A 26,013-nucleotide genomic window follows, 5' to 3' on the forward strand; every position below is an offset into this window, starting at 1 on the left:
TTTTTCTTTTTTTATAGGTTTTATAGTGTTTGTAATATTTGTTGAAAGGCTTTTAACTTTTCAACATCTTTTACGCCTGGTATTACTTCAAATCGACTATTTAAGTCAATTGCATGGCAGTGTTTAGCTGCTGAAGAATACATGAATTTTTTTAAAGATTCTATAGAGTCTAGCGAAATGCCACCACTTAAGAAAAATGGTTTGTTAGAAGGATAAGACTCTAAAAGCGACCAGTTGAATGAATAGCCATTACCCCCTGGCAATTTTCCTTGCGTATCAAACAAAAAGAAGGAAACATAAGGCTCAAAATCTCTTACTATTGAAAAGTCAAAATAGTCGTTAACAGGAAAGGCCTTTATTATTTTAACGTTTAAAGACTTTTGTAAGGATTTACAAAACGAGGGAGTTTCTTCTCCATGCAATTGAACCACTTGTAAGTGGTATTTATGAACAGCGATTTCTATATCCTTCAAGGAAGCATCTACAAAGACACCTACTTTATTTATGTTTTGGCTTAATGCAGGAATAAGCTCATTTGCGATATACCTGGTCGAATTTTTATAGAAAATAAATCCCATATAGTCTGGCTGAAGCGCTCCCACTTGTAGAATATTATCCATGTATTTCATTCCGCAAACTTTGACTTTCATGATTGTAAAGATTGTATGAATGAAGTGGCGGCATTTCCTGCATGTTCAGTTTTCATGAAATGTTCACCAATTAGGAAACCTTGATACCCATAGTTTTGTAGTTCTTTGATTGCTTCTGTAGAACTTATCCCGCTTTCTGATACTTTTACGAATTCATCAGGTATGGCTGATGCCAAATCTTTACTTGTATCTATGCTTACTTCAAAAGTTTTTAAGTTTCGGTTGTTTACACCTAATAAATCTATTGAAGGCATCAATGATTTTTCCAGCTCTTCTAGATTGTGTACCTCCAGTAATACCTCTAATCCTAGGTTTTTTGCAGTGGTAGATAATTGTTGAATTTCTTTTCGCTCCAGTACTGCTGCTATTAATAAAATGACATCAGCTCCAAATGCTTTGGCTTCTAATAGTTGGTATTCATCTATTATAAATTCTTTACGTAATAATGGAATATTAGTAGTTGCTCTGGCAGTTAATAGATCGTCTAGCGAACCACCAAAATATTTTCCATCAGTAAGAACTGAAATCCCACACACTCCAGCATTCTCATAACCTGTGATGACATCAAATACTGAGAATTGTTGGTTAATTACAGCTTTAGAGGGAGAGCGTCGCTTATGCTCAGCTATAATACCACTTTTACTGTTTCGAAGAAGTTCTGCCATTGAAGTACCGGTTCGATTGAAAAGAACAGAACTTTCTAGTTGTGTTGTCGGAATAAGATTTTTTCTTAGTGTTACTTCCTGTCGTTTGTCCCTTATAATTTTGTCTAAAATAGTCATGGTCTAGAACTTGCTTAAAGATTGTAGTTTGGTAAAAGAATGCAGCGCTTTTCCTGAAAGAAGACTTTCTTTAGCGCGTTCAAAACCTGTTATTGGATCAAGCTGTTCCGCAGTAGCAATTGCCATTCCTGCATTGGCACAAACTACATTAGTTTGTGCCTGACTTCCTTCTCCTTTTAATACTTGCATGAATATTTTAGCGGAAGATTCAATGTTTTCACCACCCATGATTTGTTCGGGATGCAATCTAGCTATGCCAAAATCCTCAGGGGTAATAATTTGTTCTGATTGATTACGGATTGCTTTAGTTTCTCCGGTAAGTGATATTTCATCATATCCGTCTAAGGCATGTAATATGGTGTAATTTTTATCTGTATTCTGGTATAAATATCCATACATCCTTGCAAGTTCCAGATTAAATACCCCTACCATCTGATTCTTCGGAAAAGCGGGGTTTACCATTGGTCCCAACATATTGAAGAAAGTCTTAACCGCTAGTTCTTTTCGGATTGAAGCTACATTTTTCATAGCAGGATGAAAAAGCGGTGCATGTAAAAAACAAATTCCTGCCTCTTCAATACTGCGTTGTAAGTAATCAATTTCATTGGTAAATTTTAGTCCAAGAAACTCCATAACGTTACTTGATCCGCAACGAGATGAAACACCATAATTTCCATGTTTTGCAACTGGCACACCTGCTCCAGCAGTCACAAATGAGGCAAGTGTAGAGATATTGAAGGTGTCTTTACCATCTCCTCCTGTACCACACAAGTCTATAGTAGTAATTCCTTTAAGATTTACGGGAATACATAGCTCTAAAAGGGCATCTCTGAATCCTTCAAGTTCTTCAATTGTAATACTACGCATCATGTAAACGGTTAAGAATGCAGCTATTTGGCTTTGATTTGCATTTCCATTTGAAATGGCAACTAGGGTACTTTTAGCTTCTTCTTTGGAAATGGTCTGATGATTTATAAGTCTATTAAGTGTATTTTTCATAGTGAATATTTAGTGAATTGAAAAACTAGTTTCTGTTGATTAGTCTTTTAACCAGTTTTCTAGTATTTTTTTTCCCAACGGAGTGAGTACAGATTCAGGATGATATTGAACACCACATACATCATAATGTCTGTGGCGAAGTGACATTACCTGTCCATTTTCATCAAATGAAGTGGCCATAAGATCTGCCGGCAAATTAGAATCTACTACCCAAGAATGGTAACGTCCTACTTCAATTTCTCGAGGCAGGCCTTCAAATAATTTGTCTTCTTGAGTGATGGTAACTTTTGTGGCAACGCCATGATAGACTTTATCTAAATTTATTAAAGAACCACCGAAAACCTCACCTATAGCTTGTTGTCCTAAGCAAACGCCTAAGATACTTTTAGTTGGAGCATATTCTTTTATAATAGATTTTAATAGTCCGGCTTCATCAGGAATTCCAGGTCCGGGTGAAAGTACAATTTTCTCAAAGGGAGCTACTTCTTCAATAGTGAGTTGATCATTTCTTTTTACAAGTACTTCACAACCTAAATCCTCAAAATAATGCACCAAATTATAGGTGAAACTATCGTAATTATCTATAATTAATATCTTTTTCATTTTTTAATGTTTGATGTTTTCTGCTAATTCCAATGCTTTGTTTAAAGCGCCTAGTTTATTGAAGACTTCCTGTAACTCACTTTCAGGGTTAGATGCTGAAACTAGCCCTGCACCGGCTTGATAATGTAATTGATGATTCTTGCTTACGAATGTGCGAATCATAATGGCGTGATTAAAATTGCCCTCAAAGTCCATAAAACCAATTGCTCCACCGTAGAATCCACGGTTAGTAGGTTCGTATTTGTCAATAAGTTGAAGTGCCATATGTTTAGGAGCTCCACTTAGTGTTCCAGCAGGAAAGGTGTCCGCCACCACCTGCATGGTTGGTGCTTCAGGTTTCTTTTGTCCGGTCACTTTTGATACCAAATGAATCACATGTGAAAAGAATTGAACCTCTCGATACGTTTCAACTGTCACTGAATGTCCATTTCTACTTAAGTCATTACGTGCCAAATCCACTAACATTACATGTTCTGCATTTTCCTTGACGTCCTCAGAAAGTTTCTTCGCTAGCTCTGCATCTTTTTCGTCATTTCCTGTACGTTTAAAGGTTCCTGCAATTGGATGGATTTCAGCCTTACCATGCTTTACTATTAATTGAGCTTCAGGGGAACTTCCAAAAATCTTAAAGTTGCCGTAATCAAAATAAAACAAATACGGGGAAGGGTTAATACTGCGTAGGGCACGGTACACATTAAACTCATCACCTTTGAATGTTTGAGAAAAACGACGACTAAGGACTAATTGAAAAACATCGCCACGTGCGCAATGTTTTTTAGCCGCGTCGACTAAATCTAAGTATGTGTTGTCATCCATGTTAGAGGTTGGGATTCCCACCTTACTGAATGGGTAAGAGGCGAAGTTTTTGGATTGTAGTAATTGTTCTATTTCAGAAATGTTACTTTGGGTATTAAATGAATGTGAAAATATAAATGCTTCATTTTTAAAATGATTAATGGCAATTATATTCTGATAGATTGCGTAATAGACCTCTGGTATGGTTATACTATTTTCTTTTGTAGTTATTTCGACTTCTTCGAAATATCGCACTGCATCGTATGCGATGTAACCAAAAAGCCCATTATTTATAAATTTAAAATCATTTTTATGAGTACGAAAAAGAGATGCAAAAGTTTCAATCTCTGATGGAATGTGAGATTGAGAAGTAATGGTGGTATTTTGGGTTGTACCATCTGGAAAATTTCTTATAATCCGTTCATTCTCTATTTTTATGGATGCAATGGGATTAAAACAGATATAAGAAAAACTATTGTCATTCGCATGGTAGTCACTGCTCTCAAGTAAAATACTGTTTGGGTAACGGTCTCGTACTTTTAGATAGACACTAACAGGAGTTATAGTGTCTGCCAGAATTTGTTTGTAAGTTGTTTGAAGTTGAAATGATTTCATAGCGTTAGATAAATATTAAGTACAAAAAAAGGCTTGTCGTGATTGACAAGCCTTTTACGTATGGTATTAAAACGATACAATAGCAGTGTGCCTCACGACGTTCGACGTAAGTTACTCCACCACCAAGTATTGTTTAAAATTTGTGTCATTTTTTCTTTTGAATGCTCCAAATATAAAAATCAATTTTGAAATAACCGCTGTTGTATAAAAAAATATATAAAAAAAGTCCCGCTTGTAACGGGACTTCCTTAGTAGTTGGGGGGTTAGAATACTAAGTCGACTACTAAATCAAACTCATCATAAATGGTTTTATCTCCTAAATTGTCAAAGAAGCTTCCAGATCCGTAACGAACATCATACTTAGATCTATCAACTTTTACTGTAGCATTAGCCTTACTACCATAGATAGCAATTGTGAATTCTACAGGATTCGTTTTTCCTTTAATAGTTAATTTTCCTTTGGCATTATAGGCGTTTTTTCCTGTAGCTTTTACACTAGTAAGCATTAAGGTTGCTTCAGGGTGGTTTTCAACACCAAAAAAATCATCTGATTTAAGGTGACCATCCAACTTTCCTTTCATATTTCCAGATAGATCTGTAGATTCCAATGAAGTCATATCTACTACAAACTCACCTCCAGTTAAGGCATCTCCTTTAAAGGTTAAGCTACCACTTTTTAAATTAATGGTTCCCTCGTGTGAGCCAGTTACTTTGTATCCTTTCCATACAATTTTGCTGTCATTTACTTTTACATCTTTTTTTGTTTGGGCATTAAGTGTAGTTCCACTTATTACTAGAGCCAAAACGGTTACTAGGGTTGCAAATGTTTTTTTCATGTGATTGTTACTTGTTTTTAAATTATAGTTGTTGTGAAATTTTTAACGTGAATTTATCACTTATGGTATTGTCTCCTAAGTTAGAAAAGAAACTTCCAGATCCATATCTGATACCATATTTGGTGCGATCTATTTTGAATTCTGTGGTTGCTGTATTGCCCGCAATTTTTAGTTCAAAGTCTACCGGGTGAGTTTGTCCTTTGATGGTTAGGTCCGCTTGAACTTCATAAGTGTCATCTCCTTTTTTAGTGGCGTTTGTGATGGCTAATTTGGAGGTGTCAAAATTAGCAGTGCTAAAGAAGTCATCTGAATGTAGGTGTCCTTCTAATTGATTTTTCATGTCTCCGCTAAGGTCAGTTACAGTGATCGTAGTCATGTCTACCAAAAATTCGCCACCTACTAATTGGTCTTCTACAAAATTGTAAAAACCTTCTTTAAATTCAATGGTACCATTGTGTGAACCTAGAATTTTTTTTCCTACCCATTCAATGGTAGCATTTTCTGTGTTAATGATTTTTGTATTCATAAGGAATGTAAATATAATTGTTATTACTACTATTGTATATACAACTGTTTGTTAAAATTTTTTTAATTTCTTATTTTGTCCAATAAGGTGTTTAATTGAATAATGTCTTCTTGAGTTAAGGACTCAATGCATTTTTTTTCTACATCAATAATTATTTGATCCACTTTTTCTAGAAGTTGTAATCCTTCAGGGGTAATAAAAATTTCCACTTTACGTCTGTTGTTTTCGCAGGTATTGCGTTCAACCAAATTTTTTGTGATTAGTTTATCAACCAATCGAGTGGTGTTACTCATTTTGTTGATCATACGTTCTTGTATGGTGCTTAGGTTTGCCGGTTTTCCTTTTTGCCCTCTAAGAATGCGAAGTACATTAAATTGCTGTAGAGATATATCATACGGCTTAAGCGCTTCTGTTGCTTTATCACTAACTTCGTTGGCTGTTATCATTAGATTGATAACTGTCTTCTGGTGATCGGGCATAATTTCTTTTTTTATAATATCTTCGATTCTCATTTGTATGAACAACAATTGTAGGTACAAATGTATGAAAAAAAATGTAGCTACCAAATAATAATGAATTTTATTTTTTAAAATCAATTTTAATTCTTTACACACCTAAAAGGGTTTATTTGCTAAATCGATATTAAAAGGTGAAAAATTTTAAGCTGTACGTATTGTATTTTTTATTTTTGTTCTCCAAAACATTAAACCATTTATCATGGCAGATTTAACACAACAAGAATGGGCAGCTCAATTGGCTGCTGATGAAAACGCATTAATATTAGATGTTCGTACTTCTGAGGAGGTAGAAGAGGGATATATACCTAATTCAATTCATATTGATATTTATAAAGGACAAGGTTTTATTGAGGAAGTAGAATCTTTGGATAAAGCTAAGAATATATATGTGTATTGCCGTTCAGGGAACCGTAGTGGGCAAGCATGTGCCATTATGAGTCAACTTGGATTTGTAAACACCTTTAACCTTGTAGGTGGTTTTATGAACTGGGAGGGTGACGTGGCTGAATAGTCTTCTTCCTTCTGTATATGGAATTCGAAATCTTCTTTCATTTTTGTAGTTTCAAAAGTTGAAAGAAGATTTTTTAATTAAAGCGAGTCGTGTCATCACATATTCGTATCATCCATATTATATAATATGGAGTTATAGAAAGTGTAAAATTCCTTTTTTAAAAATGTACAGAAGAGTAAGATTAGTATATTTACGCCAAATTGATAGCTATGAATTGGATGCATCAACTACGTTACTTTTTTGAAAAATATGGTTTTGAAGTCTCTTCTCGTTTTGCGGAGCGTTTAGGGATGAAGGCTAAAAATGTTAGGTTGTTTTTTATCTATGTGTCTTTTGCCACTTTTGGTGCTTGGTTTGCGGTATACCTTACCTTGGCCTTACTGCTTCAACTCAAGGATTTGATTTACACCAAACGTTCCTCGGTATACGATTTATAAAGTAAAAGTGTGAAAACCTTGCGGATACTTATGATATTTAATCTGTAAAATTTGATTTGCGTTGATATTTTTAGGATATTGGCGCCTTTCTTTTTTAACTCGATCTAAACTATAAATTAACTCAAACCTAACATTATGAAGAAAAATCTTCTCGTATTGTTTCTATGTATGATTGCTGGTAGTGCTTTTGCTCAGCAATTAACTGTTAGAGAAACAATCATTAACCCTTCCAATATTATCAATGACGGTATGATTCAGTTGGCCGTTGAAGGAGGTCAAGAGCCGTATACTTACAAATGGAGTAACCAGAGTACACACCTTACTTCTCCTGAAGCAAGTGGACTAATAGAAGGAAGGCCTTATTCGGTTACCGTTACAGATGCTAATGGTGTTTCTGTAACCAAAGAATACACTATAAAAGCAGAATCCATCACGGAAATATTAAATAGTAAAATGGTTCCAGCCGTAAATGCTATAGGCAGTGTGTTATTTTGGGACCCATTTGCAGCCTTTGGTATTCATGATCCGGTAATGTATGCTGAGCAGAAAAATGTTGGTACTCCAGGTTGGCAAGCAGGAATCGATGCAAAGTTTGTGTTAAAAGAATGGAAAAAGGCAGAAGGTGCTCGAATAGAAAAAGGAGAATTAATAGCTGTTGTTACTGAAAATGATTCCAAAGAATTAGAGGTATTTGCTCCGGCATCTGGTACTTTAAAGTATTTGGTAGAAGAAGGAGAAGTTATCTATAATGCAGATAACAAAGAACATGTAATTGAGGAAGGAGCGCATTATTTAGCTCAAATAAAATATGATGAACCGCAGGCTTTGTTACATCCAAACGGGGATAAGCAGCAAAAGGGAATTCCGTTTATTGTAGTTTGGTTAGTGGTAGGAGCTATCTTTTTTACCTTTAGGATGGGCTTCATTAACCTTAGAGGATTCCGTCATGCTATTGACTTGGCTAAAGGAAAATATGATGATCCAAATGCACCAGGACAGGTGACACATTTTCAGGCCTTGGCAACCGCAGTTTCGGGAACAGTAGGTTTAGGTAATATCGCAGGAGTGGCAGTGGCAATTTCAATAGGAGGAGCCGGTGCCACTTTTTGGATGATAATAGCTGGTTTACTTGGAATGTCTTCAAAGTTTGTGGAGTGTACTTTAGGAGTTAAATACAGGTTTATAAAAAGTGATGGTCGCGTGTTTGGAGGGCCAATGAATTATTTACGATACGGACTAGAGAAAAGAGGTAAAAAGACCTTAGGAAAAGTAATGGCAGGAATGTTTGCTGTATTAGCTATTGGTGCTTCATTTGGTGGAGGAAATATGTTCCAAGCAAATCAATCATTCGAACAGCTATCTGGACAGTTTCCTATGTTGCAAGGGGGAGGATTTTGGTTTGGAATTATTACAGCTATTTTGGTGGGAGTAGTAATTATAGGAGGAATCAATAGTATTGCCAAGGTTACAGGGAAAATAGTGCCTATAATGGCTTCTGTGTACATTGTTGCATGTCTTGCGGTTATTTTTATAAATATTGAAAACTTAGGTCCTGCTTTTGGTGCAATTTTCGATGGAGCGTTTAGTCCTACTGCTCTTAAAGGTGGGGTTATTGGAGTTCTTATTACAGGGTTCCAACGAGCTGCATTTTCTAATGAAGCAGGTGTTGGTTCGGCTGCTATTGCGCACTCAACTGCAAAAACTAATAATCCCCCATCGGAAGGATTTGTGGCATTATTAGAGCCTTTTATTGATACTGTAGTGGTTTGTACACTTACAGCTTTGGTGTTGATCTTTACAGGAAAGCACGAAATTGAAGGTATAGCGGGAGCGCAGTTGACTTCAGACGCTTTTGCAAGTGTAATTTCTTGGTTCCCATATGTGTTGGCTGCAGCTGTATTTCTTTTTGCCTTTTCTACCATGATATCATGGTCTTATTATGGGATGAGAGCTTGGACTTATATCTTTGGAAAGAGCAAACGTACTGAGATTGTATATAAGTGCTTATTCTTGGTGTTTGTTGTTATTGGAGCCTCTGTAAGTTTAGGTGCTGTTCTTGATTTTTCAGATATGATGATTTTGGCGATGTCATTCCCGAATATTATTGGATTGTATATAATGTCTGGTGAAGTGAAATCAGACTTGAATGAATATCTTAGAAAATTAAAAGCAGGTGAGCTATTTCGTAAGATTCCTGTAAAATAAGTTACATTCATATACTAATAAAGCATCCTGCTGATATGTCTTTTTACTGGCAATTAGCAGGATTCTTTTTTTTTGTTATAAGTCCATCTTTTTATGAGTTAGAGGGTGTTAAAGGTTAGGGAAAGGAGGTATATATTTAATTCCTTGAGTTGAAAAGAGGAATGGGCTATAGGAATTGATCATAATTTTGTAACTTAACTAAGGTTATTTTTAAATTGTATTTGTATTAAAAAGCTATTAGGATTGTTTGGAATCGTTTTATGAATTAAGAAAAATACAAGATTTTCCCATCGATATAATCGGGAGATTTCAATTATATTTGGCAATCGAATAAAAAATTGCTGAATAATGATACAAGAAAAGGCTTTGGTTATGAATTTTGATTATACTGAAACACAACACATGGTAGCTGCAGCTGCAAGGGATTTTGCAGAGCAATACATACGTCCTTTTATTATGGAGTGGGATGAGGCGCAAATTTTTCCAGTGGATGTTTTTAGGAAAGCAGGTGAGTTGGGTTTTATGGGTGTCTTGGTTCCTGAGCAATACGGTGGTTCTGGTTTAGGATACCATGAGTATATTGCAATAGTTGAAGAAATCTCTAAAGTTGACCCTTCTATAGGGTTGTCTGTGGCTGCTCACAATTCATTGTGTACAAATCATATTTTAGACTTTGGTACCGAGGAACAAAAACAACGTTGGTTGCCAAAGTTAGCAACTGGACAATGGATTGGTGCTTGGGGACTTACAGAACATAATACAGGTTCTGATGCTGGTGGTATGAGTACTACTGCAGTTAAGGATGGAGATTTTTGGATTTTAAATGGTGCTAAAAATTTTATCACTCACGGTAAAAGTGGAGAGATCGCTGTCGTTATTGTTCGTACTGGTGAAAAGGGGGATAGCCATGGAATGACAGCTTTTGTGGTGGAACGTGGTACACCTGGATTTTCAAGTGGTAAAAAGGAAGATAAGTTAGGGATGAGAGCCAGTGAAACCGCGGAGTTGGTTTTTGACAATTGTCGAATTCCTGATAGTAATCGTTTAGGAGAGGTAGGTGAAGGATTTATTCAATCTATGAAGGTGTTAGATGGAGGAAGGATTTCCATTGGAGCCTTGTCTTTAGGGATTGCTAAAGGAGCTTATGAGGCAGCCCTGAAATATTCAAAGGAACGTGTTCAGTTTGGGAAGCCAATTTCTGCATTTCAAGGTATTTCATTTAAGTTAGCAGATATGGCGACTGAGATTGAAGCTTCAGAATTATTGCTTCATAAATCCGCTTTTGAGAAAAATGCAGGAAGAAAAATGACAAAACTCGGGGCTATGGCTAAAATGTATGCCTCTGAAGCTTGCGTGCGCATTGCAAATGAAGCTGTTCAGATTCATGGTGGATATGGATATACAAAGGATTTTCCAGTGGAAAAATTTTACAGAGATTCTAAGCTATGTACTATTGGTGAAGGGACTACTGAAATTCAAAAAGTAGTAATTTCACGAAATATTTTGAAATAATCTTTTGTAAGTATTAAAAATTAGGTACTTTTGCCATCCTAAATGAAAGGAGGTGGTAAAGACATGTTAATTATACCAATTAAAGAAGGCGAGAATATCGACAGAGCGCTTAAGCGTTATAAAAGAAAATTTGACAGAACAGGTACTATGCGTCAGCTACGTAGCCGTCAGCAATTTACAAAACCTTCTGTTGAAAAAAGAAATCAACTTCAGAAAGCTCAATACATTCAGCATTTGAGAGATCAAGAAGAAATCTAAATCGTTTAGATTTTAAGAAGAATAGAAGATTCCCTGAACTACAGGGAATCTTTTTTTGTTTGAAGCGGCTTGATTATATTTACTAAAAGTTTTGGTTATGTCCGTCCGAGCATTTGTAGAATACCTTAGTCTAGAAAAAAATTACTCTCCACTTACTTGTTTGGCTTATAGAAGGGATTTGGAGTTGTTTTCTGATTTTATTGAATCAAACTTTGATGGTCAGTCAGTAGATTCGGTAGTATATCCTCAAATCCGAAATTGGATCGTTATTTTGGTTGAGAAGGGACTTTCTTCTCGTTCCGTCAATCGAAAAATTGCTTCGTTAAAGGCATATTATAAATTCCTTCGCAAGACTAGACAAATTGAAGAAAATCCATTTGTTCATCATGTGGCTTTGAAAGCGCCTAAAAAGATTGAGATTCCTTTTTCTGTGGATGAGGTAGATAAGGTATTGGAGTTGTTGGATGGGGACAGTAGTTTTGAAGGAGTGCGTAATAAGGCCATAGTAGAGCTGTTTTATGCTACTGGAATTAGACGTAGTGAATTGATTAACTTGAAGTTGTTGGATGTTGACCTGTCTTCCGGATTGCTTAAAGTGCTGGGTAAGCGTAACAAGGAGCGAATGGTTCCATTAATCAAGCCTGTGATTCATTCCTTGGAGCGTTATATTGAAGTAAGGAGCCAGGTTGCAGGTGCTGAAAATAATGAGTGTTTATTTTTAGTTAAAACAGGAAATAAACTGAATGAAACACTTGTTTATCGTTTAATTAATGGCTATTTTAGTAGTGCATCATCCAAGGTAAAAAAGAGTCCGCATGTGTTAAGACATTCCTTTGCAACTCACTTACTTAACAATGGTGCAGATTTAAATTCTATTAAAGAATTGCTAGGTCATGCGAGTTTGGCATCTACCCAGGTGTATACTCAAAGTAGTATAACTGAACTGCAACAAGTCTATAAGGATGCACATCCTCGAGGCAGGTGATTTTTTATAGAGGAAACGAAGTTTAACTCATAAAATTAGAGTATCATGAACGTAAACATTCAATCAGTAAACTTTACTGTAGACCAAAAATTGGTAGATTTTATCCAAAAAAGATTAGACAAGCTGGAAAATTATTATGATCGTGTGGTAAGCGCCGATGTGTATTTAAAAGTTGAAAATACCAGTGAAAAGGAAAATAAAATAGTAGAGGTTAAAGTGCATGTACCAGGAGATGAGTTTATGGTGAAAAAGCAATGTAAATCATTTGAAGAAGGAGTAGATACCGCAGCTGATTCATTAGAGCGTGTACTCTTAAAGAGAAAAGAAAAAATGAGAGCTCATATCTAAATAAAATTTTTCAAAAAATGTTTTGAATAAAAAAATAAATCTATACATTTGCAGTCCGTTAGAAATAGCGGACTTTTTTTATGCAAAAGGTTTTAATTAAATCGATAGGAAAAAGGATGTTTTAAAATGTTTTTCCTAAGTGTAGAAAGAGATAAGTTCATTTAAAATATTGAATTGGGGAGATACTCAAGCGGCCAACGAGGACAGACTGTAAATCTGTTGGTTTTTACCTTCGCAGGTTCGAATCCTGCTCTCCCCACACCAGCGAATTTTGATTCGCTAATTGCGGGAGTAGCTCAGTTGGTAGAGCGTCAGCCTTCCAAGCTGAATGTCGCGAGTTCGAACCTCGTCTCCCGCTCAAAAGCCAAGCCGGTGTAGCTCAGGGGTAGAGTGCTTCCTTGGTAAGGAAGAGGTCACGGGTTCAAATCCCGTCATTGGCTCTTAGTATTTAATTTACATTGAACACTAATATATAACTAAGATTAAAAATTATTAAACATGGCAAAGGAAACTTTTGATCGTTCCAAACCGCACTTAAATATTGGTACTATTGGACACGTCGATCACGGTAAAACAACTTTGACTGCTGCTATTACTAAAGTTTTAGCTGATGCAGGTCTATCTGAGGCAAGATCATTTGATCAAATTGACAACGCTCCAGAAGAAAAAGAAAGAGGTATTACTATTAATACTTCTCACGTAGAGTATCAAACAGCTAACCGTCACTACGCTCACGTTGACTGTCCTGGTCACGCGGATTACGTTAAGAACATGGTTACTGGTGCTGCTCAGATGGACGGTGCTATCTTGGTAGTTGCTGCTACTGATGGTCCTATGCCTCAAACTCGCGAGCACATCCTTCTTGGTCGTCAGGTAGGTATTCCTCGTATTGTTGTGTTCATGAACAAAGTGGACATGGTAGACGATCCAGAATTGTTGGAGCTTGTTGAGATGGAAATCAGAGATCTATTATCTTTCTATGAGTATGATGGTGATAATGGTCCTGTAATCCAAGGATCTGCTTTAGGTGCTTTGAATGGAGAGCCTAAGTGGGTTGATACTGTAATGCAATTGATGGAAGCTGTTGATAACTGGATTGAACTTCCTCAACGTGACGTTGATAAAGAATTCTTGATGCCGGTAGAAGATGTATTTACTATTACAGGTCGTGGTACTGTGGCAACTGGTCGTATTGAGACTGGTGTTGCTAGAACTGGTGACCCTGTGGAAATCATCGGTATGGGAGCTGAGAAATTGACTTCAACTATTACTGGTGTTGAGATGTTCCGTAAGATCCTTGATAGAGGTGAAGCTGGAGATAACGTTGGTATCTTGTTAAGAGGTATTGAGAAGTCTGACATTAAGAGAGGAATGGTTATTATTAAGCCAGGATCTGTTAAGCCACACGCTAAATTCAAAGCTGAGGTGTATATCCTTAAGAAAGAAGAAGGTGGTCGTCACACTCCATTCCATAACAACTACCGTCCTCAGTTCTACGTTCGTACAACTGACGTAACTGGAACAATTTCTCTTCCTGAAGGAGTAGAGATGGTTATGCCTGGTGACAACTTGACTATTACTGTTGATTTGTTGCAACCAATTGCTCTTAACGTAGGTCTTCGTTTCGCTATCCGTGAAGGAGGTCGTACTGTAGGTGCTGGTCAGGTAACTGAAATCTTAGACTAATTAATAGTTTAATATAAAGTTTAAGGGTATCTCTCCTTATGTTGAGATGCCTTTAAACTTGAATACGGGTGTAGTTCAAGGGTAGAATAGCGGTCTCCAAAACCGTTGATGGGAGTTCGAATCTCTCCACCCGTGCAATAAAAAAGTAAACTGAATAATGGTAAACTATATAAAAGAATCGTTTGAAGAATTAAAAACGAATGTTACTTGGCCAACTTGGGCTGAAGGTCAGCGCCTTATGGTTGTTGTGGCTGTTTTTTCAATTCTTTTCTCACTAGCTATCTGGGGAATTGATTCTGTGTTTGTAGAGCTTATTAGTTTGTATTTCGGTTTTATAAACTAAAAACGCTATCCAAAGAAAATGGCAGAAGCTTTAGTTAAAAATTGGTATGTGGTAAGAGCCGTTAGTGGGCAAGAAAACAAAGTTAAAAGCTATATCGAGAATGAAATTGCTCGTTTAGGTTTTTCTGACTATGTTGATGAAGTTCTTGTTCCTACTGAAAAGGTGGTTCAAGTGCGTAACGGAAAGAAGATTAACAAAGAGCGTGTGTACTTCCCTGGGTATGTGATGGTGAAAGCCAACTTGGGAGGAGAGGTAGCGCATATTATTAAATCAATTACTGGTGTTATCGGCTTTTTAGGAGAGGTTAAGGGAGGTGATCCTGTGCCTTTGCGTAAATCTGAGGTGAATCGTATGTTAGGTAAGGTAGACGAATTGTCTGTTAAAACTGATAATGTGGCGATTCCTTTTGTGCTTGGTGAAACAGTGAAAGTTATCGATGGTCCTTTTAACGGTTTCAATGGAACTGTAGAAAAAGTCAACGAAGAAAAGCGTAAGCTCGAAGTAATGGTGAAGATTTTCGGTAGAAAGACACCATTAGAGCTTAGCTATATGCAAGTAGAGAAAGTTTAGAACTGTTACATAAATTTTTCAGAAGTACCTGCTTCCAATAAGGGTGCTTCAATCTAAATCAATAACAATGGCAAAAGAAGTAAGTAAAGTAGTTAAACTACAAGTAAAGGGAGGTGCTGCGAACCCGTCGCCACCGGTTGGACCTGCTCTTGGTGCTGCCGGCGTTAACATCATGGAGTTCTGTAAGCAATTTAATGCTCGTACGCAGGACAAGCCAGGGAAGATCCTTCCTGTTGTTATCACCGTATACAAAGACAAATCATTTGAGTTTGTCGTTAAGACACCGCCAGCGGCAGTTCAGCTAATGGAAGCGGCTAAGATTAAAGGAGGTTCCGGACAGCCTAACCGTAAAAAAGTAGCAAGTATAACTTGGGATCAAGTACGTACAATTGCAGAAGACAAAATGCCTGATTTGAATGCTTTTACAGTTGAATCAGCTATGAGTATGGTTGCAGGTACTGCAAGATCTATGGGAATAACGGTTTCAGGTGAAAAGCCTTTTTAATCTGAAAAAAGAACTGAGAAATGGCAAAATTAACAAGAAAACACAAAGAAGCATCAGCTAAAGTTGACAGAAACAAACTGTATTCTGTAGCTGAAGCCTCTGCACTAGTTAAAGAGATTACATACGTAAAATTTGACGCGTCGGTTGATATCGCAGTTAGATTGGGTGTAGATCCTCGTAAAGCTAACCAAATGGTTAGAGGTGTAGTAACTTTACCACATGGAACTGGTAAAGATGTAAAAGTATTGGCGTTAGTAACCCCAGATAAAGAAGCCGAAGCTAAAGCTGCTGGTGCAGAGTATGTAGGGTTAGACGAATATCTACAAAAAATTAAAGACGGTTGGACTGATGTTGATGTAATCATCACTATGCCAAGCGTTATGGGTAAATTAGGTCCATTAGGTCGTATATTAGGTCCAAGAGGTTTGATGCCAAACCCTAAAACTGGTACGGTTACTATGGATGTAGCTAAAGCTGTAGAAGAGGTGAAGGCTGGTAAAATTGACTTTAAAGTTGATAAAACTGGTATCGTTCATGCTTCTATTGGTAAGGCTTCTTTCTCTCCTGAGAAAATTGCTGGTAACGCCCACGAATTAATTCAAACGTTAATTAAACTAAAACCAACAGCTGCTAAAGGAACATACATCAAGTCGATTCACTTGTCTAGTACAATGAGTCCGGGTGTACCTGTAGATCCTAAAGCCGTATAATTGGTAGTTAAAACATTGAATCATGACTAGAGAAGAAAAATCATTAGTAATACAAGATTTAACTGCGCAGTTGGCTGAGAATAATATTATTTATTTGGCAGATCTTACTGGGATGGATGCTGAAAGTAGCTCAAACTTGCGTAGAGCATGTTTCAAAGCAAACATTAAGCTGGCAGTTGTTAAGAATACCTTGCTTGCAAAAGCAATGGAAGCTTCAGATAAGGAATTTGGAGAATTACCTTCAGTGCTTAAAGGAAATACTTCTTTATTGTTCGCTGAAACAGGAAATGCTCCTGCTAAACTTATCAAAGATTTCAGAAAGAAGTCTACAATTCCTATGTTGAAAGGAGCTTATATTGAAGAAGCTGTTTTCATTGGTGACAACCAAATCGATGCACTTGTATCTCTTAAATCTAAAGAAGAGGTTATTGGGGATATCATCGGATTGTTACAGTCTCCTGCCAAGAATGTGGTTTCTGCACTTCAATCAAGTGGAGGAAAATTGGCCGGAATTATCAAGACGTTATCTGAAAAATAATCAGTACGCACTTAAAACAAATTATAATTTTACAACATTTTAAAACGATAGAAATGGCAGATTTGAAAAATTTCGCAGAACAATTAGTTAACTTGACAGTTAAAGAAGTAAACGAGTTAGCTACTATATTGAAAGAAGAGTATGGTATTGAGCCTGCAGCTGCTGCAGTAGCTATTGCTGCTGGTCCTGCTGCTGGTGCTGGAGAAGCTGCTGAGGAGAAAACTGAATTTGATGTTATCCTTAAGAATGCAGGTGCTTCTAAGCTTGCTGTAGTTAAGCTAGTTAAAGAATTAACTGGTCTTGGACTTAAAGAAGCTAAAGACATCGTAGACGGTGCTCCTTCTGCTTTGAAAGAAGGTGTTTCTAAAGATGAGGCTGAAGGTCTTAAGAAGTCTTTGGAAGAAGCCGGAGCTGAGGTTGAGCTTAAGTAAGCTCTCCGAGCTGCAAAATCTTGGTTTAGGTCTTTCCGTTATAAGCGGATGAGGCCTAAACCCTTTTGCGTATATAATGTTATACGCTCTACTTTTTTATATTTTAATCAAAATTTTGTCCATTGATGATTACAAATCAGACTGAAAGATTAAATTTTGCCTCTGCTAAGAATACTCCAAGTTACCCGGATTTCTTAGATATTCAGATTAAGTCGTTTCAAGATTTTTTTCAACTTGAAACCAAAACAGATGAAAGAGGTAATGAAGGTCTTTACAACACCTTCATGGAAAATTTCCCAATTACGGATACTCGCAACCAGTTTGTACTTGAGTTTCTTGATTACTTCGTAGATCCACCACGTTACTCTATTCAAGAGTGTATTGAGAGAGGTCTAACTTATAGTGTGCCTTTAAAGGCTCGACTTAAGTTGTATTGTACCGACCCTGAGCATGAAGATTTCGAGACCATAGTGCAGGATGTGTATTTGGGAACAATTCCTTATATGACGCCGAGTGGAACATTTGTAATCAATGGAGCAGAGCGTGTAGTGGTATCTCAGCTTCACCGTTCGCCAGGTGTTTTCTTTGGTCAGTCATTCCATGCTAACGGGACGAAGCTTTATTCAGCTCGTGTTATTCCATTTAAAGGTTCATGGATTGAATTTGCCACTGATATCAATAACGTGATGTATGCGTATATTGATAGAAAGAAAAAATTACCTGTAACTACTCTTTTTAGAGCCATTGGTTTTGAAAGGGATAAAGACATTTTGGAAATTTTTGATCTTGCTGAAGAAATCAAAGTTTCTAAAACCGGAATTAAAAAATATCTAGGACGAAAACTTGCAGCTCGTGTACTTAATACGTGGCATGAAGATTTCGTTGATGAGGATACTGGAGAAGTGGTATCTATTGAGCGTAACGAAATCATCCTAGACCGTGATACTGTTCTTGAAAAGGAACATATGGATGAAATTTTGGAAGCAGATGTTAAGACCATCTTATTACATAAGGAGGAATCTCAATCTGCCGATTATACAATTATCCATAATACACTTCAAAAAGACCCTACCAACTCTGAAAAAGAAGCGGTAGAGCACATTTACCGTCAATTACGTAATGCTGAACCACCTGATGAGGAAACAGCTCGTGGTATTATCGAGAAATTATTCTTCTCTGATCAGCGTTATAATCTAGGTGATGTTGGTCGTTATAGAATGAATAAAAAGTTAGGGCTTGACATTCCAATGGAAAAACAAGTTTTAACTAAGGAAGATATAATTACCATTATAAAATATTTGATTGAACTAATCAATTCTAAAGCTGAAATTGATGATATCGATCACTTGTCGAACCGTCGTGTACGTACTGTAGGAGAGCAATTATCTGCTCAATTTGGTGTAGGGCTTTCTCGTATGGCTCGTACGATTCGTGAACGTATGAATGTTCGAGATAATGAAGTGTTTACTCCAATTGATTTGATTAATGCCAAGACATTATCTTCTGTAATTAATTCTTTCTTTGGAACAAACCAGTTATCGCAATTCATGGACCAAACTAACCCGCTTGCTGAGATTACTCATAAGCGTCGTTTATCTGCTTTAGGACCTGGTGGTCTTTCTCGTGAGAGAGCAGGTTTTGAGGTCCGTGACGTTCACTATACTCATTACGGTCGTTTATGTCCTATTGAAACTCCGGAAGGACCAAACATTGGTTTGATTTCTTCATTGAGTGTGTTTGCAAAGGTAAACAGTATGGGCTTTATTGAAACCCCTTATAGAAAGGTGGATGAAGGTAAAGTTGATTTAGGAGATGTGGTATACCTTAGTGCTGAAGAAGAAGAAGGGAAATTAATCGCTCAGGCAAATATTCCTTTGTCAGCAGAAGGTCAAATTGAAACCGATAAAGTTATTGTTCGTGATGAAGGAGACTTCCCGTTAGTAGATCCTATTCAAGTTGATTATACAGACGTTGCGCCTAACCAGATTGCATCTATTTCTGCCTCATTGATTCCTTTCTTGGAGCATGATGATGCGAACCGTGCCCTTATGGGATCTAACATGATGCGTCAGGCAGTACCGTTGTTACGTGCCGAGGCTCCTATTGTTGGAACTGGTTTAGAACGTCAAGTTGCTTCAGATTCTCGAGTATTGATTAATGCAGAAGGGAATGGAACAGTAGAGTATGTAGATGCAGAACGTATTACTATTAAGTATGATCGTACTGATGAGCAGCGTCTAGTTAGTTTTGAGGATGATGCCAAAACATATGAACTTATCAAATTTAGAAAAACAAACCAAGGAACCAGTATTAACCTTAAACCTATCGTTCGCAAAGGTGATCGTGTAGTTAAAGGACAAGTATTGTGTGAAGGATATGCTACAAAGCAAGGAGAGTTGGCTTTGGGTAGAAATATGAAGGTTGCCTTCATGCCTTGGAAAGGATATAACTTTGAGGATGCGATTGTAATTTCTGAGCGAGTAGTTCGAGAAGATATTTTTACCTCTATCCACATTGATGAATATTCACTTGATGTACGTGATACTAAGTTAGGAGCTGAAGAGTTAACCAATGATATACCAAACGTTTCTGAAGAAGCTACTAAAGATTTGGATGAGAACGGAATGATCCGAATTGGTGCTGAAGTAAAACCGGGAGATATTCTAATAGGTAAAATTACTCCAAAAGGAGAGTCAGATCCTACTCCTGAAGAGAAATTACTTCGTGCTATCTTTGGAGATAAGGCTGGTGATGTAAAGGATGCTTCATTAAAGGCTTCACCTTCACTTAATGGTGTCGTGATTGATAAGAAATTATTCTCTCGTGCTATCAAGGATAAGCGTAAACGTACTAAAGATAAAGAAGATATCGCTGTATTAGAGCTTGAGTATAACACCAAGTTTGAGGCATTGAAGGACGTACTAATCGAAAAATTATTTACACTGGTTAATGGTAAAACATCTCAGGGTGTAATGAATGATTTAGGAGAGGAAGTATTGCCAAAAGGTAAGAAGTATACCTTGAAGATGCTTAATGCAGTGGAGGATTTTGCACACTTGGTAAGTGGAAGTTGGACAACAGATGATCACACTAATAGCTTAGTAGATGATTTGTTACACAATTATAAGATCAAACTTAATGACCTACAAGGTGCATTGAGAAGAGATAAATTCACAATTTCTGTTGGAGATGAACTTCCAGCTGGAATCATGAAGCTTGCTAAAGTTTATATTGCCAAAAAGCGTAAGCTTAAGGTAGGTGATAAGATGGCAGGTCGTCACGGTAACAAAGGTATCGTAGCACGTATTGTACGTGATGAAGATATGCCGTTCCTAGAAGACGGAACACCAGTGGATATTGTACTGAATCCGCTTGGGGTACCTTCTCGTATGAACATCGGTCAGATTTATGAGACTGTATTAGGATGGGCTGGACAAAAATTAGGACAAACATATGCAACTCCTATTTTTGATGGTGCTGTTCTAGACCAGATCAATGAGCTAACTGATAAAGCTGGGGTGCCAAGATTCGGACATACATATCTGTACGATGGTGGAACCGGGGAGCGTTTTGACCAACCGGCCACTGTGGGAGTGATCTATATGATTAAGCTAGGCCACATGATTGATGATAAGATGCACGCACGTTCTATCGGACCATACTCACTTATTACACAACAGCCATTGGGTGGTAAAGCACAATTTGGAGGTCAACGTTTTGGTGAGATGGAGGTATGGGCATTGGAAGCTTATGGAGCTTCTAGTACACTACGTGAAATCTTAACAGTTAAATCTGATGATGTAATTGGAAGAGCCAAGACTTATGAATCAATAGTGAAAGGAGAAGCAATGCCAGAACCTGGTTTGCCAGAATCATTCAATGTTTTGATGCATGAGTTGAAAGGTCTAGGATTGGATATCAGACTAGAGGAATAATACATCGTAGTGAGCTTATGCTCACTACGTACCATTTTTATACTTAATTCATTATCACCATATATCATGGCAAAAACAAAAGATAAGAATACAGTGGCGAGATTTAATAAAATCTCAATAGGATTGGCATCTCCGGAGTCTATCTTGGCTGAGTCAAGAGGCGAGGTGTTAAAACCTGAAACCATTAACTATCGTACGCATAAGCCAGAGCGCGATGGTCTTTTCTGTGAACGAATTTTCGGCCCTGTAAAAGACTATGAGTGTGCTTGTGGAAAATATAAAAGAATTCGTTACAAAGGAATCGTTTGTGATCGTTGTGGCGTAGAGGTTACAGAAAAGAAAGTACGTAGAGACCGTGTCGGCCATATTAATTTGGTTGTACCGGTAGCTCACATTTGGTATTTCCGTTCTTTACCTAATAAAATTGGATACTTATTAGGGCTTCCTTCAAAGAAGCTTGATATGATTATCTATTATGAGCGTTATGTAGTAATCCAACCAGGTATTGCATCTGGACCTGATGGTGAGAAGCTTTCTGCCTTGGATTTCTTAACCGAAGAAGAATATTTGAATATTCTTGACTCGCTTCCGGCTGAAAATCAATATTTGGAAGATAATGATCCAAATAAATTTATCGCCAAAATGGGTGCTGAGTGTCTTATAGATTTACTACAGCGTACTAACTTAGATGAACTTTCATATGATTTACGTCACAAAGCAAATCATGAGACTTCTAAGCAACGTAAAACGGAGGCGTTAAAAAGACTTCAGGTAGTGGAGGCTTTCCGTGAGGCTCAAAACAATCGTGAGAACAAACCTGAGTGGATGGTTATGAAAGTGATTCCAGTGATACCACCAGAATTACGTCCGCTTGTGCCACTTGATGGAGGTCGTTTTGCAACTTCAGATTTGAACGACTTATACCGTCGTGTAATAATTCGTAACAACCGTCTTAAGCGTCTTATGGAGATTAAAGCTCCAGAAGTTATTTTACGTAACGAGAAGCGTATGTTACAAGAATCTGTTGACTCGCTATTTGATAATACTCGTAAGTCTTCAGCAGTAAAAACGGAGTCTAACCGTCCTTTGAAGTCACTTTCTGATTCATTGAAAGGTAAACAAGGTCGTTTCCGTCAAAACCTATTAGGTAAGCGTGTTGATTATTCTGCACGTTCGGTTATTGTTGTTGGACCTGAGTTGAAATTGTATGAGTGCGGTCTACCAAAAAATATGGCAGCAGAGCTTTACAAACCATTTGTAATCCGTAAATTGATTGAAAGAGGTATTGTTAAGACTGTAAAATCTGCGAAGAAAATTATAGATAAGAAGGAACCAGTAGTTTGGGATATTCTAGATAATGTAATTAAAGGTCACCCGGTTCTTCTTAACCGTGCTCCTACGTTGCACCGTTTAGGTATTCAAGCTTTCCAGCCAAAACTTATTGAAGGTAAAGCTATCCAGTTACACCCATTAGTGTGTACGGCCTTTAACGCCGACTTTGATGGTGACCAGATGGCAGTCCACCTTCCATTGGGACCTGAGGCAATTTTGGAGGCTCAATTGCTGATGTTGGCTTCACACAATATTTTGAACCCTGCTAATGGATCGCCTATCACGGTACCATCTCAGGACATGGTTTTAGGTCTATACTATATGACAAAAGCTCGTAGAAGTACCCCTGAACACCCTGTAAAAGGTGAAGGATTAACTTTCTATTCAGCTGAAGAAGTTACCATCGCTCATAATGAGAGACGTGTTGAGTTAAACACTATCATCAAGGTTCGTACTAAGGATTTGAATGAAGATGGAGAACTGGTTACTAAAATTATTGAAACAACTGTTGGTAGAGTGCTATTCAATGAAGTTGTTCCTGAGCAAGCCGGTTTCATAAATGAGGTATTGACTAAGAAATCACTTAGAGATATCATTGGTCATATTTTGAAAGTAACTGATGTTCCTAGTACAGCTGAGTTCCTTGATAGAATTAAGGATATGGGATATAAGTTTGCATTCCAAGGAGGTCTTTCATTTAGCTTAGGTGATATTATTATCCCTAAAGAAAAGATTGAAATGATTGCTGAAGCAAACGAGCAGGTTGATGGTATTATGATGAACTATAATATGGGTCTAATTACCAACAACGAACGTTATAACCAGGTAATTGATGTTTGGACATCTACCAATGCAATGCTTACAGAATTAGCTATGAAGCGTATCCGTGAGGACCAACAAGGGTTTAACTCGGTATTCATGATGCTTGATTCTGGTGCAAGGGGATCTAAAGAACAGATTCGACAGTTAACCGGTATGCGTGGATTGATGGCTAAACCTAAAAAATCAACTGCTGGTGGTGGTGAGATTATTGAAAACCCAATTCTTTCCAACTTTAAGGAAGGTCTTTCGATTTTGGAATACTTTATCTCTACCCACGGTGCTCGTAAAGGTCTTGCAGATACGGCTCTTAAAACGGCAGATGCTGGATACTTAACACGTCGTTTGGTTGACGTTGCACAAGACGTTATTGTAAACACGGTAGATTGTGGTACATTACGTGGAGTAGAAGTACAGGCCCTTAAGAAGAATGAAGAGATTGTTGAATCTCTTGGAGAAAGAATCTTAGGACGTGTATCATTACATGATGTATTCAATCCACTAACTGAGGAGTTATTGGTAGCTTCAGGTGAAGAAATCACAGAAGCCATCGTTAAGAAAATAAATGAGTCTCCGATTGAGAAAGTAGAAGTACGCTCACCATTGACTTGTGAGGCCAAACAAGGTATTTGTGCTAAGTGTTACGGTCGTAACCTAGCAACCGGGAAAATGGTTCAACGAGGAGAGGCGGTTGGTGTAGTTGCTGCTCAATCTATTGGAGAACCTGGTACACAGCTTACACTACGTACATTCCACGTTGGGGGTATTGCCGGAAACATCTCAGAAGAAAACAAACTAGAAGCACGTTTCAAAGGTGTTATTGAAATTGAAGACTTGAAAGTTGTTAAAGGTGAGAACGCAGATGGTAAGGCCGTTGATATTGTAATTTCACGTACAACAGAAGCTAAAGTAGTAGATGCGAAAACTGGTATTACTTTAAGTACGAATAATATTCCTTATGGATCACAAATCTTTATTAAAGATGGTGATACTGTAGCCAAAGGTGATATTCTTTGCCAATGGGATCCATATAACGGTGTGATTATTTCTGAATTCTCAGGAAAAATTGCCTACGAAAATATTGAGCAAGGAATTACTTACCAGGTAGAAATTGATGAACAAACAGGATTCCAAGAGAAAGTAATTTCTGAATCAAGAAATAAAAAATTGATTCCAACCTTGTTGATTCAAGATGCTAAAGGAAACGTATTACGTTCATACAACTTACCAGTAGGTGCTCACTTAATGGTTAATGATGGTGAGAAAATCAAAGAAGGTAAAGTACTTGTGAAGATTCCACGTAAATCGGCTAAGTCCGGGGATATTACTGGAGGTCTTCCACGCGTTACCGAATTATTTGAAGCTCGTAACCCATCTAATCCAGCAGTGGTTTCAGAAATTGATGGTGTTGTATCATTTGGTAAAATCAAACGTGGTAACCGTGAAATTATCATCGAATCTAAACTTGGAGAGATTAAGAAATATTTGGTGAAACTTTCTAACCAGATTTTGGTACAGGAGAACGATTATGTACGTGCCGGTATGCCATTGTCTGATGGTTCAGTTACTCCAGATGATATCTTGAACATTAAAGGACCATCTGCAGTACAACAGTATTTAGTAAATGAAGTACAAGAGGTTTATCGTCTACAAGGAGTGAAGATTAACGACAAACACTTTGAGGTTATCGTTCGTCAAATGATGCGTAAAGTAGAAGTTCAAGACCCAGGAGATACTATTTTCCTAGAAGGACAATTGGTACACAAAGATGACTTTGTTGAAGAAAATGACCGATTGTTTGGTATGAAGGTAGTAGAAGATGCCGGAGAGTCTAGTAATTTAAAACCTGGACAAATTATAACTCCACGTGAATTGAGAGATGAAAATTCTATCTTGAAACGTTCTGATAAGGCATTGGTTGTTGCTAGAGACGTTATCACGGCTACAGCTACTCCAGTCTTACAAGGTATTACTCGTGCATCATTACAGACTAAGTCGTTTATTTCGGCAGCGTCGTTCCAGGAAACAACTAAGGTGTTAAATGAAGCTGCTGTTAGTGGTAAAGTAGATACCTTAGAAGGTTTGAAAGAAAATGTTATTGTAGGTCACAGAATTCCAGCCGGTACAGGTATGCGTACATACGATCACATCATTGTAGGATCAAAATCTGAATATGATGAAATCATGGCCAACAAGGAAGAAGTTAATTTCTAAGAAATACTAACTATGAGTGAACAAGATAAAAACAAACAAGGGCAAATTAATATTGAGTTGGATGAGAAAACAGCTGAAGGGATTTATTCCAATTTGGCAATCATTAATCATTCTGTATCAGAATTTGTTGTAGACTTTATCAGTATAATGCCTGGGACGCCTAAAGCTAAGGTGAAGAGTCGGATAATTCTAACTCCTCAACATGCAAAACGTTTCTTAAAAGCGTTACATGATAATGTTAATCGTTTTGAGAAAGCTCATGGTGAAATAAAGGATTATGAGCAACCTCCTATTCCGCTCAATTTCGGGCCAACAGGTGAAGCTTAAAATCAGAAGCGCTGCATATTTTA

At 37.3% G+C, this 26,013-nt stretch carries 25 protein-coding genes and 4 tRNA genes; 21 read left to right on the top strand and 8 right to left on the bottom strand.

Annotated features, from left to right (window positions below; translation table 11 throughout):
* Positions 1–20 precede the first annotated feature (20 nt).
* The 8 genes from PT603_RS00690 to PT603_RS00725 all read right to left on the bottom strand — a co-directional run bounded on the left by PT603_RS00690 (position 21) and on the right by PT603_RS00725 (position 6,285).
* A complete protein-coding gene (locus PT603_RS00690) occupies positions 21–650 on the bottom strand; it encodes a phosphoribosylanthranilate isomerase (protein ID WP_008238276.1) in 630 nt (209 codons plus the stop codon).
* The gene (gene trpC, locus PT603_RS00695; protein WP_008238275.1) at positions 647–1,432 is read right to left on the bottom strand and encodes an indole-3-glycerol phosphate synthase TrpC; all 786 of its coding nucleotides are present in this window, start codon (positions 1,430–1,432) and stop codon (positions 647–649) included. The genes PT603_RS00690 and trpC overlap by 4 nt, the downstream gene beginning before the upstream one ends.
* 3 nt (positions 1,433–1,435) lie before the next feature.
* Positions 1,436–2,431, bottom strand: a complete 996-nt coding sequence (trpD, locus tag PT603_RS00700) for an anthranilate phosphoribosyltransferase (protein ID WP_008238274.1) — start codon at positions 2,429–2,431, stop codon at positions 1,436–1,438.
* Between the two features lie 39 nt (positions 2,432–2,470).
* Positions 2,471–3,034 carry an anthranilate synthase component II gene (locus PT603_RS00705; RefSeq protein WP_008238273.1) on the bottom strand — a complete coding sequence of 188 codons (564 nt, stop codon included), beginning with the start codon at positions 3,032–3,034 and terminating at the stop codon, positions 2,471–2,473.
* A 3-nt stretch (positions 3,035–3,037) separates the two neighbouring features.
* A complete protein-coding gene (locus PT603_RS00710; protein ID WP_008238272.1) occupies positions 3,038–4,444 on the bottom strand; it encodes an anthranilate synthase component I family protein in 1,407 nt (468 codons plus the stop codon).
* Between the two features lie 263 nt (positions 4,445–4,707).
* Positions 4,708–5,280 carry a YceI family protein gene (locus PT603_RS00715; RefSeq protein WP_008238271.1) on the bottom strand — a complete coding sequence of 191 codons (573 nt, stop codon included), beginning with the start codon at positions 5,278–5,280 and terminating at the stop codon, positions 4,708–4,710.
* 22 nt (positions 5,281–5,302) lie between these two features.
* Complete coding sequence (locus tag PT603_RS00720; protein ID WP_008238269.1) at positions 5,303–5,806, bottom strand: YceI family protein; 504 nt, start codon at positions 5,804–5,806, stop codon at positions 5,303–5,305.
* A 62-nt stretch (positions 5,807–5,868) separates the two neighbouring features.
* Complete coding sequence (locus PT603_RS00725) at positions 5,869–6,285, bottom strand: MarR family winged helix-turn-helix transcriptional regulator (protein ID WP_309258598.1); 417 nt, start codon at positions 6,283–6,285, stop codon at positions 5,869–5,871.
* A 238-nt stretch (positions 6,286–6,523) separates the two neighbouring features.
* On the opposite strand from PT603_RS00725, the gene PT603_RS00730 reads away from it, so the two are divergent.
* The 21 genes from PT603_RS00730 to PT603_RS00830 all read left to right on the top strand — a co-directional run bounded on the left by PT603_RS00730 (position 6,524) and on the right by PT603_RS00830 (position 25,990).
* Complete coding sequence (locus tag PT603_RS00730; protein WP_008238265.1) at positions 6,524–6,835, top strand: rhodanese-like domain-containing protein; 312 nt, start codon at positions 6,524–6,526, stop codon at positions 6,833–6,835.
* A gap of 209 nt (positions 6,836–7,044) precedes the next feature.
* Entirely contained in the window at positions 7,045–7,272 is a 228-nt protein-coding gene (locus PT603_RS00735; protein WP_008238263.1) for a PspC family transcriptional regulator, read from the top strand.
* A 135-nt stretch (positions 7,273–7,407) separates the two neighbouring features.
* Positions 7,408–9,477: an amino acid carrier protein gene (locus PT603_RS00740; RefSeq protein WP_040488628.1), complete on the top strand. Its 2,070-nt coding sequence runs from the start codon at positions 7,408–7,410 to the stop codon at positions 9,475–9,477.
* 372 nt (positions 9,478–9,849) lie between these two features.
* The gene (locus PT603_RS00745) at positions 9,850–10,989 is read left to right on the top strand and encodes an acyl-CoA dehydrogenase family protein (RefSeq protein ID WP_008238261.1); all 1,140 of its coding nucleotides are present in this window, start codon (positions 9,850–9,852) and stop codon (positions 10,987–10,989) included.
* A gap of 63 nt (positions 10,990–11,052) precedes the next feature.
* Positions 11,053–11,247 (top strand): 30S ribosomal protein S21, encoded by a 195-nt coding sequence (gene rpsU / locus PT603_RS00750; protein ID WP_008238260.1) that lies wholly within the window; start codon positions 11,053–11,055, stop codon positions 11,245–11,247.
* Positions 11,248–11,344: 97 nt separating this feature from the next.
* The gene (locus PT603_RS00755) at positions 11,345–12,232 is read left to right on the top strand and encodes a tyrosine-type recombinase/integrase (RefSeq protein ID WP_008238259.1); all 888 of its coding nucleotides are present in this window, start codon (positions 11,345–11,347) and stop codon (positions 12,230–12,232) included.
* A 45-nt stretch (positions 12,233–12,277) separates the two neighbouring features.
* Positions 12,278–12,580, top strand: a complete 303-nt coding sequence (hpf, locus tag PT603_RS00760) for a ribosome hibernation-promoting factor, HPF/YfiA family (protein ID WP_008238258.1) — start codon at positions 12,278–12,280, stop codon at positions 12,578–12,580.
* 176 nt (positions 12,581–12,756) lie between these two features.
* Positions 12,757–12,839: transfer RNA gene (locus PT603_RS00765), tRNA-Tyr, on the top strand.
* Positions 12,840–12,865: 26 nt separating this feature from the next.
* Positions 12,866–12,938: transfer RNA gene (locus PT603_RS00770), tRNA-Gly, on the top strand.
* Positions 12,939–12,948: 10 nt separating this feature from the next.
* A tRNA-Thr gene (locus PT603_RS00775) sits at positions 12,949–13,020 on the top strand.
* 58 nt (positions 13,021–13,078) lie between these two features.
* Positions 13,079–14,266, top strand: a complete 1,188-nt coding sequence (tuf, locus tag PT603_RS00780; protein WP_008238257.1) for an elongation factor Tu — start codon at positions 13,079–13,081, stop codon at positions 14,264–14,266.
* Positions 14,267–14,330: 64 nt separating this feature from the next.
* Positions 14,331–14,401: transfer RNA gene (locus PT603_RS00785), tRNA-Trp, on the top strand.
* 22 nt (positions 14,402–14,423) lie between these two features.
* The gene (secE, locus tag PT603_RS00790) at positions 14,424–14,609 is read left to right on the top strand and encodes a preprotein translocase subunit SecE (protein ID WP_008238256.1); all 186 of its coding nucleotides are present in this window, start codon (positions 14,424–14,426) and stop codon (positions 14,607–14,609) included.
* A gap of 18 nt (positions 14,610–14,627) precedes the next feature.
* Complete coding sequence (gene nusG, locus PT603_RS00795) at positions 14,628–15,179, top strand: transcription termination/antitermination protein NusG (protein WP_008238255.1); 552 nt, start codon at positions 14,628–14,630, stop codon at positions 15,177–15,179.
* 67 nt (positions 15,180–15,246) lie between these two features.
* Positions 15,247–15,684, top strand: a complete 438-nt coding sequence (gene rplK / locus PT603_RS00800) for a 50S ribosomal protein L11 (protein ID WP_008238254.1) — start codon at positions 15,247–15,249, stop codon at positions 15,682–15,684.
* A gap of 20 nt (positions 15,685–15,704) precedes the next feature.
* The gene (gene rplA / locus PT603_RS00805; protein ID WP_008238252.1) at positions 15,705–16,394 is read left to right on the top strand and encodes a 50S ribosomal protein L1; all 690 of its coding nucleotides are present in this window, start codon (positions 15,705–15,707) and stop codon (positions 16,392–16,394) included.
* Positions 16,395–16,416: 22 nt separating this feature from the next.
* Positions 16,417–16,932 carry a 50S ribosomal protein L10 gene (gene rplJ, locus PT603_RS00810; RefSeq protein WP_008238251.1) on the top strand — a complete coding sequence of 172 codons (516 nt, stop codon included), beginning with the start codon at positions 16,417–16,419 and terminating at the stop codon, positions 16,930–16,932.
* Between the two features lie 53 nt (positions 16,933–16,985).
* Entirely contained in the window at positions 16,986–17,363 is a 378-nt protein-coding gene (gene rplL / locus PT603_RS00815; RefSeq protein WP_008238250.1) for a 50S ribosomal protein L7/L12, read from the top strand.
* A 125-nt stretch (positions 17,364–17,488) separates the two neighbouring features.
* The gene (rpoB, locus tag PT603_RS00820) at positions 17,489–21,298 is read left to right on the top strand and encodes a DNA-directed RNA polymerase subunit beta (protein ID WP_008238249.1); all 3,810 of its coding nucleotides are present in this window, start codon (positions 17,489–17,491) and stop codon (positions 21,296–21,298) included.
* Positions 21,299–21,364: 66 nt separating this feature from the next.
* Positions 21,365–25,663, top strand: a complete 4,299-nt coding sequence (rpoC, locus tag PT603_RS00825) for a DNA-directed RNA polymerase subunit beta' (protein ID WP_008238248.1) — start codon at positions 21,365–21,367, stop codon at positions 25,661–25,663.
* A gap of 12 nt (positions 25,664–25,675) precedes the next feature.
* Positions 25,676–25,990 (top strand): DUF3467 domain-containing protein, encoded by a 315-nt coding sequence (locus PT603_RS00830; RefSeq protein ID WP_008238246.1) that lies wholly within the window; start codon positions 25,676–25,678, stop codon positions 25,988–25,990.
* The last annotated feature ends 23 nt before the right edge of the window (positions 25,991–26,013 follow it).

Origin of the sequence: Imtechella halotolerans, assembly GCF_028743515.2 — a bacterium.
Lineage (GTDB): Bacteria > Bacteroidota > Bacteroidia > Flavobacteriales > Flavobacteriaceae > Imtechella > Imtechella halotolerans.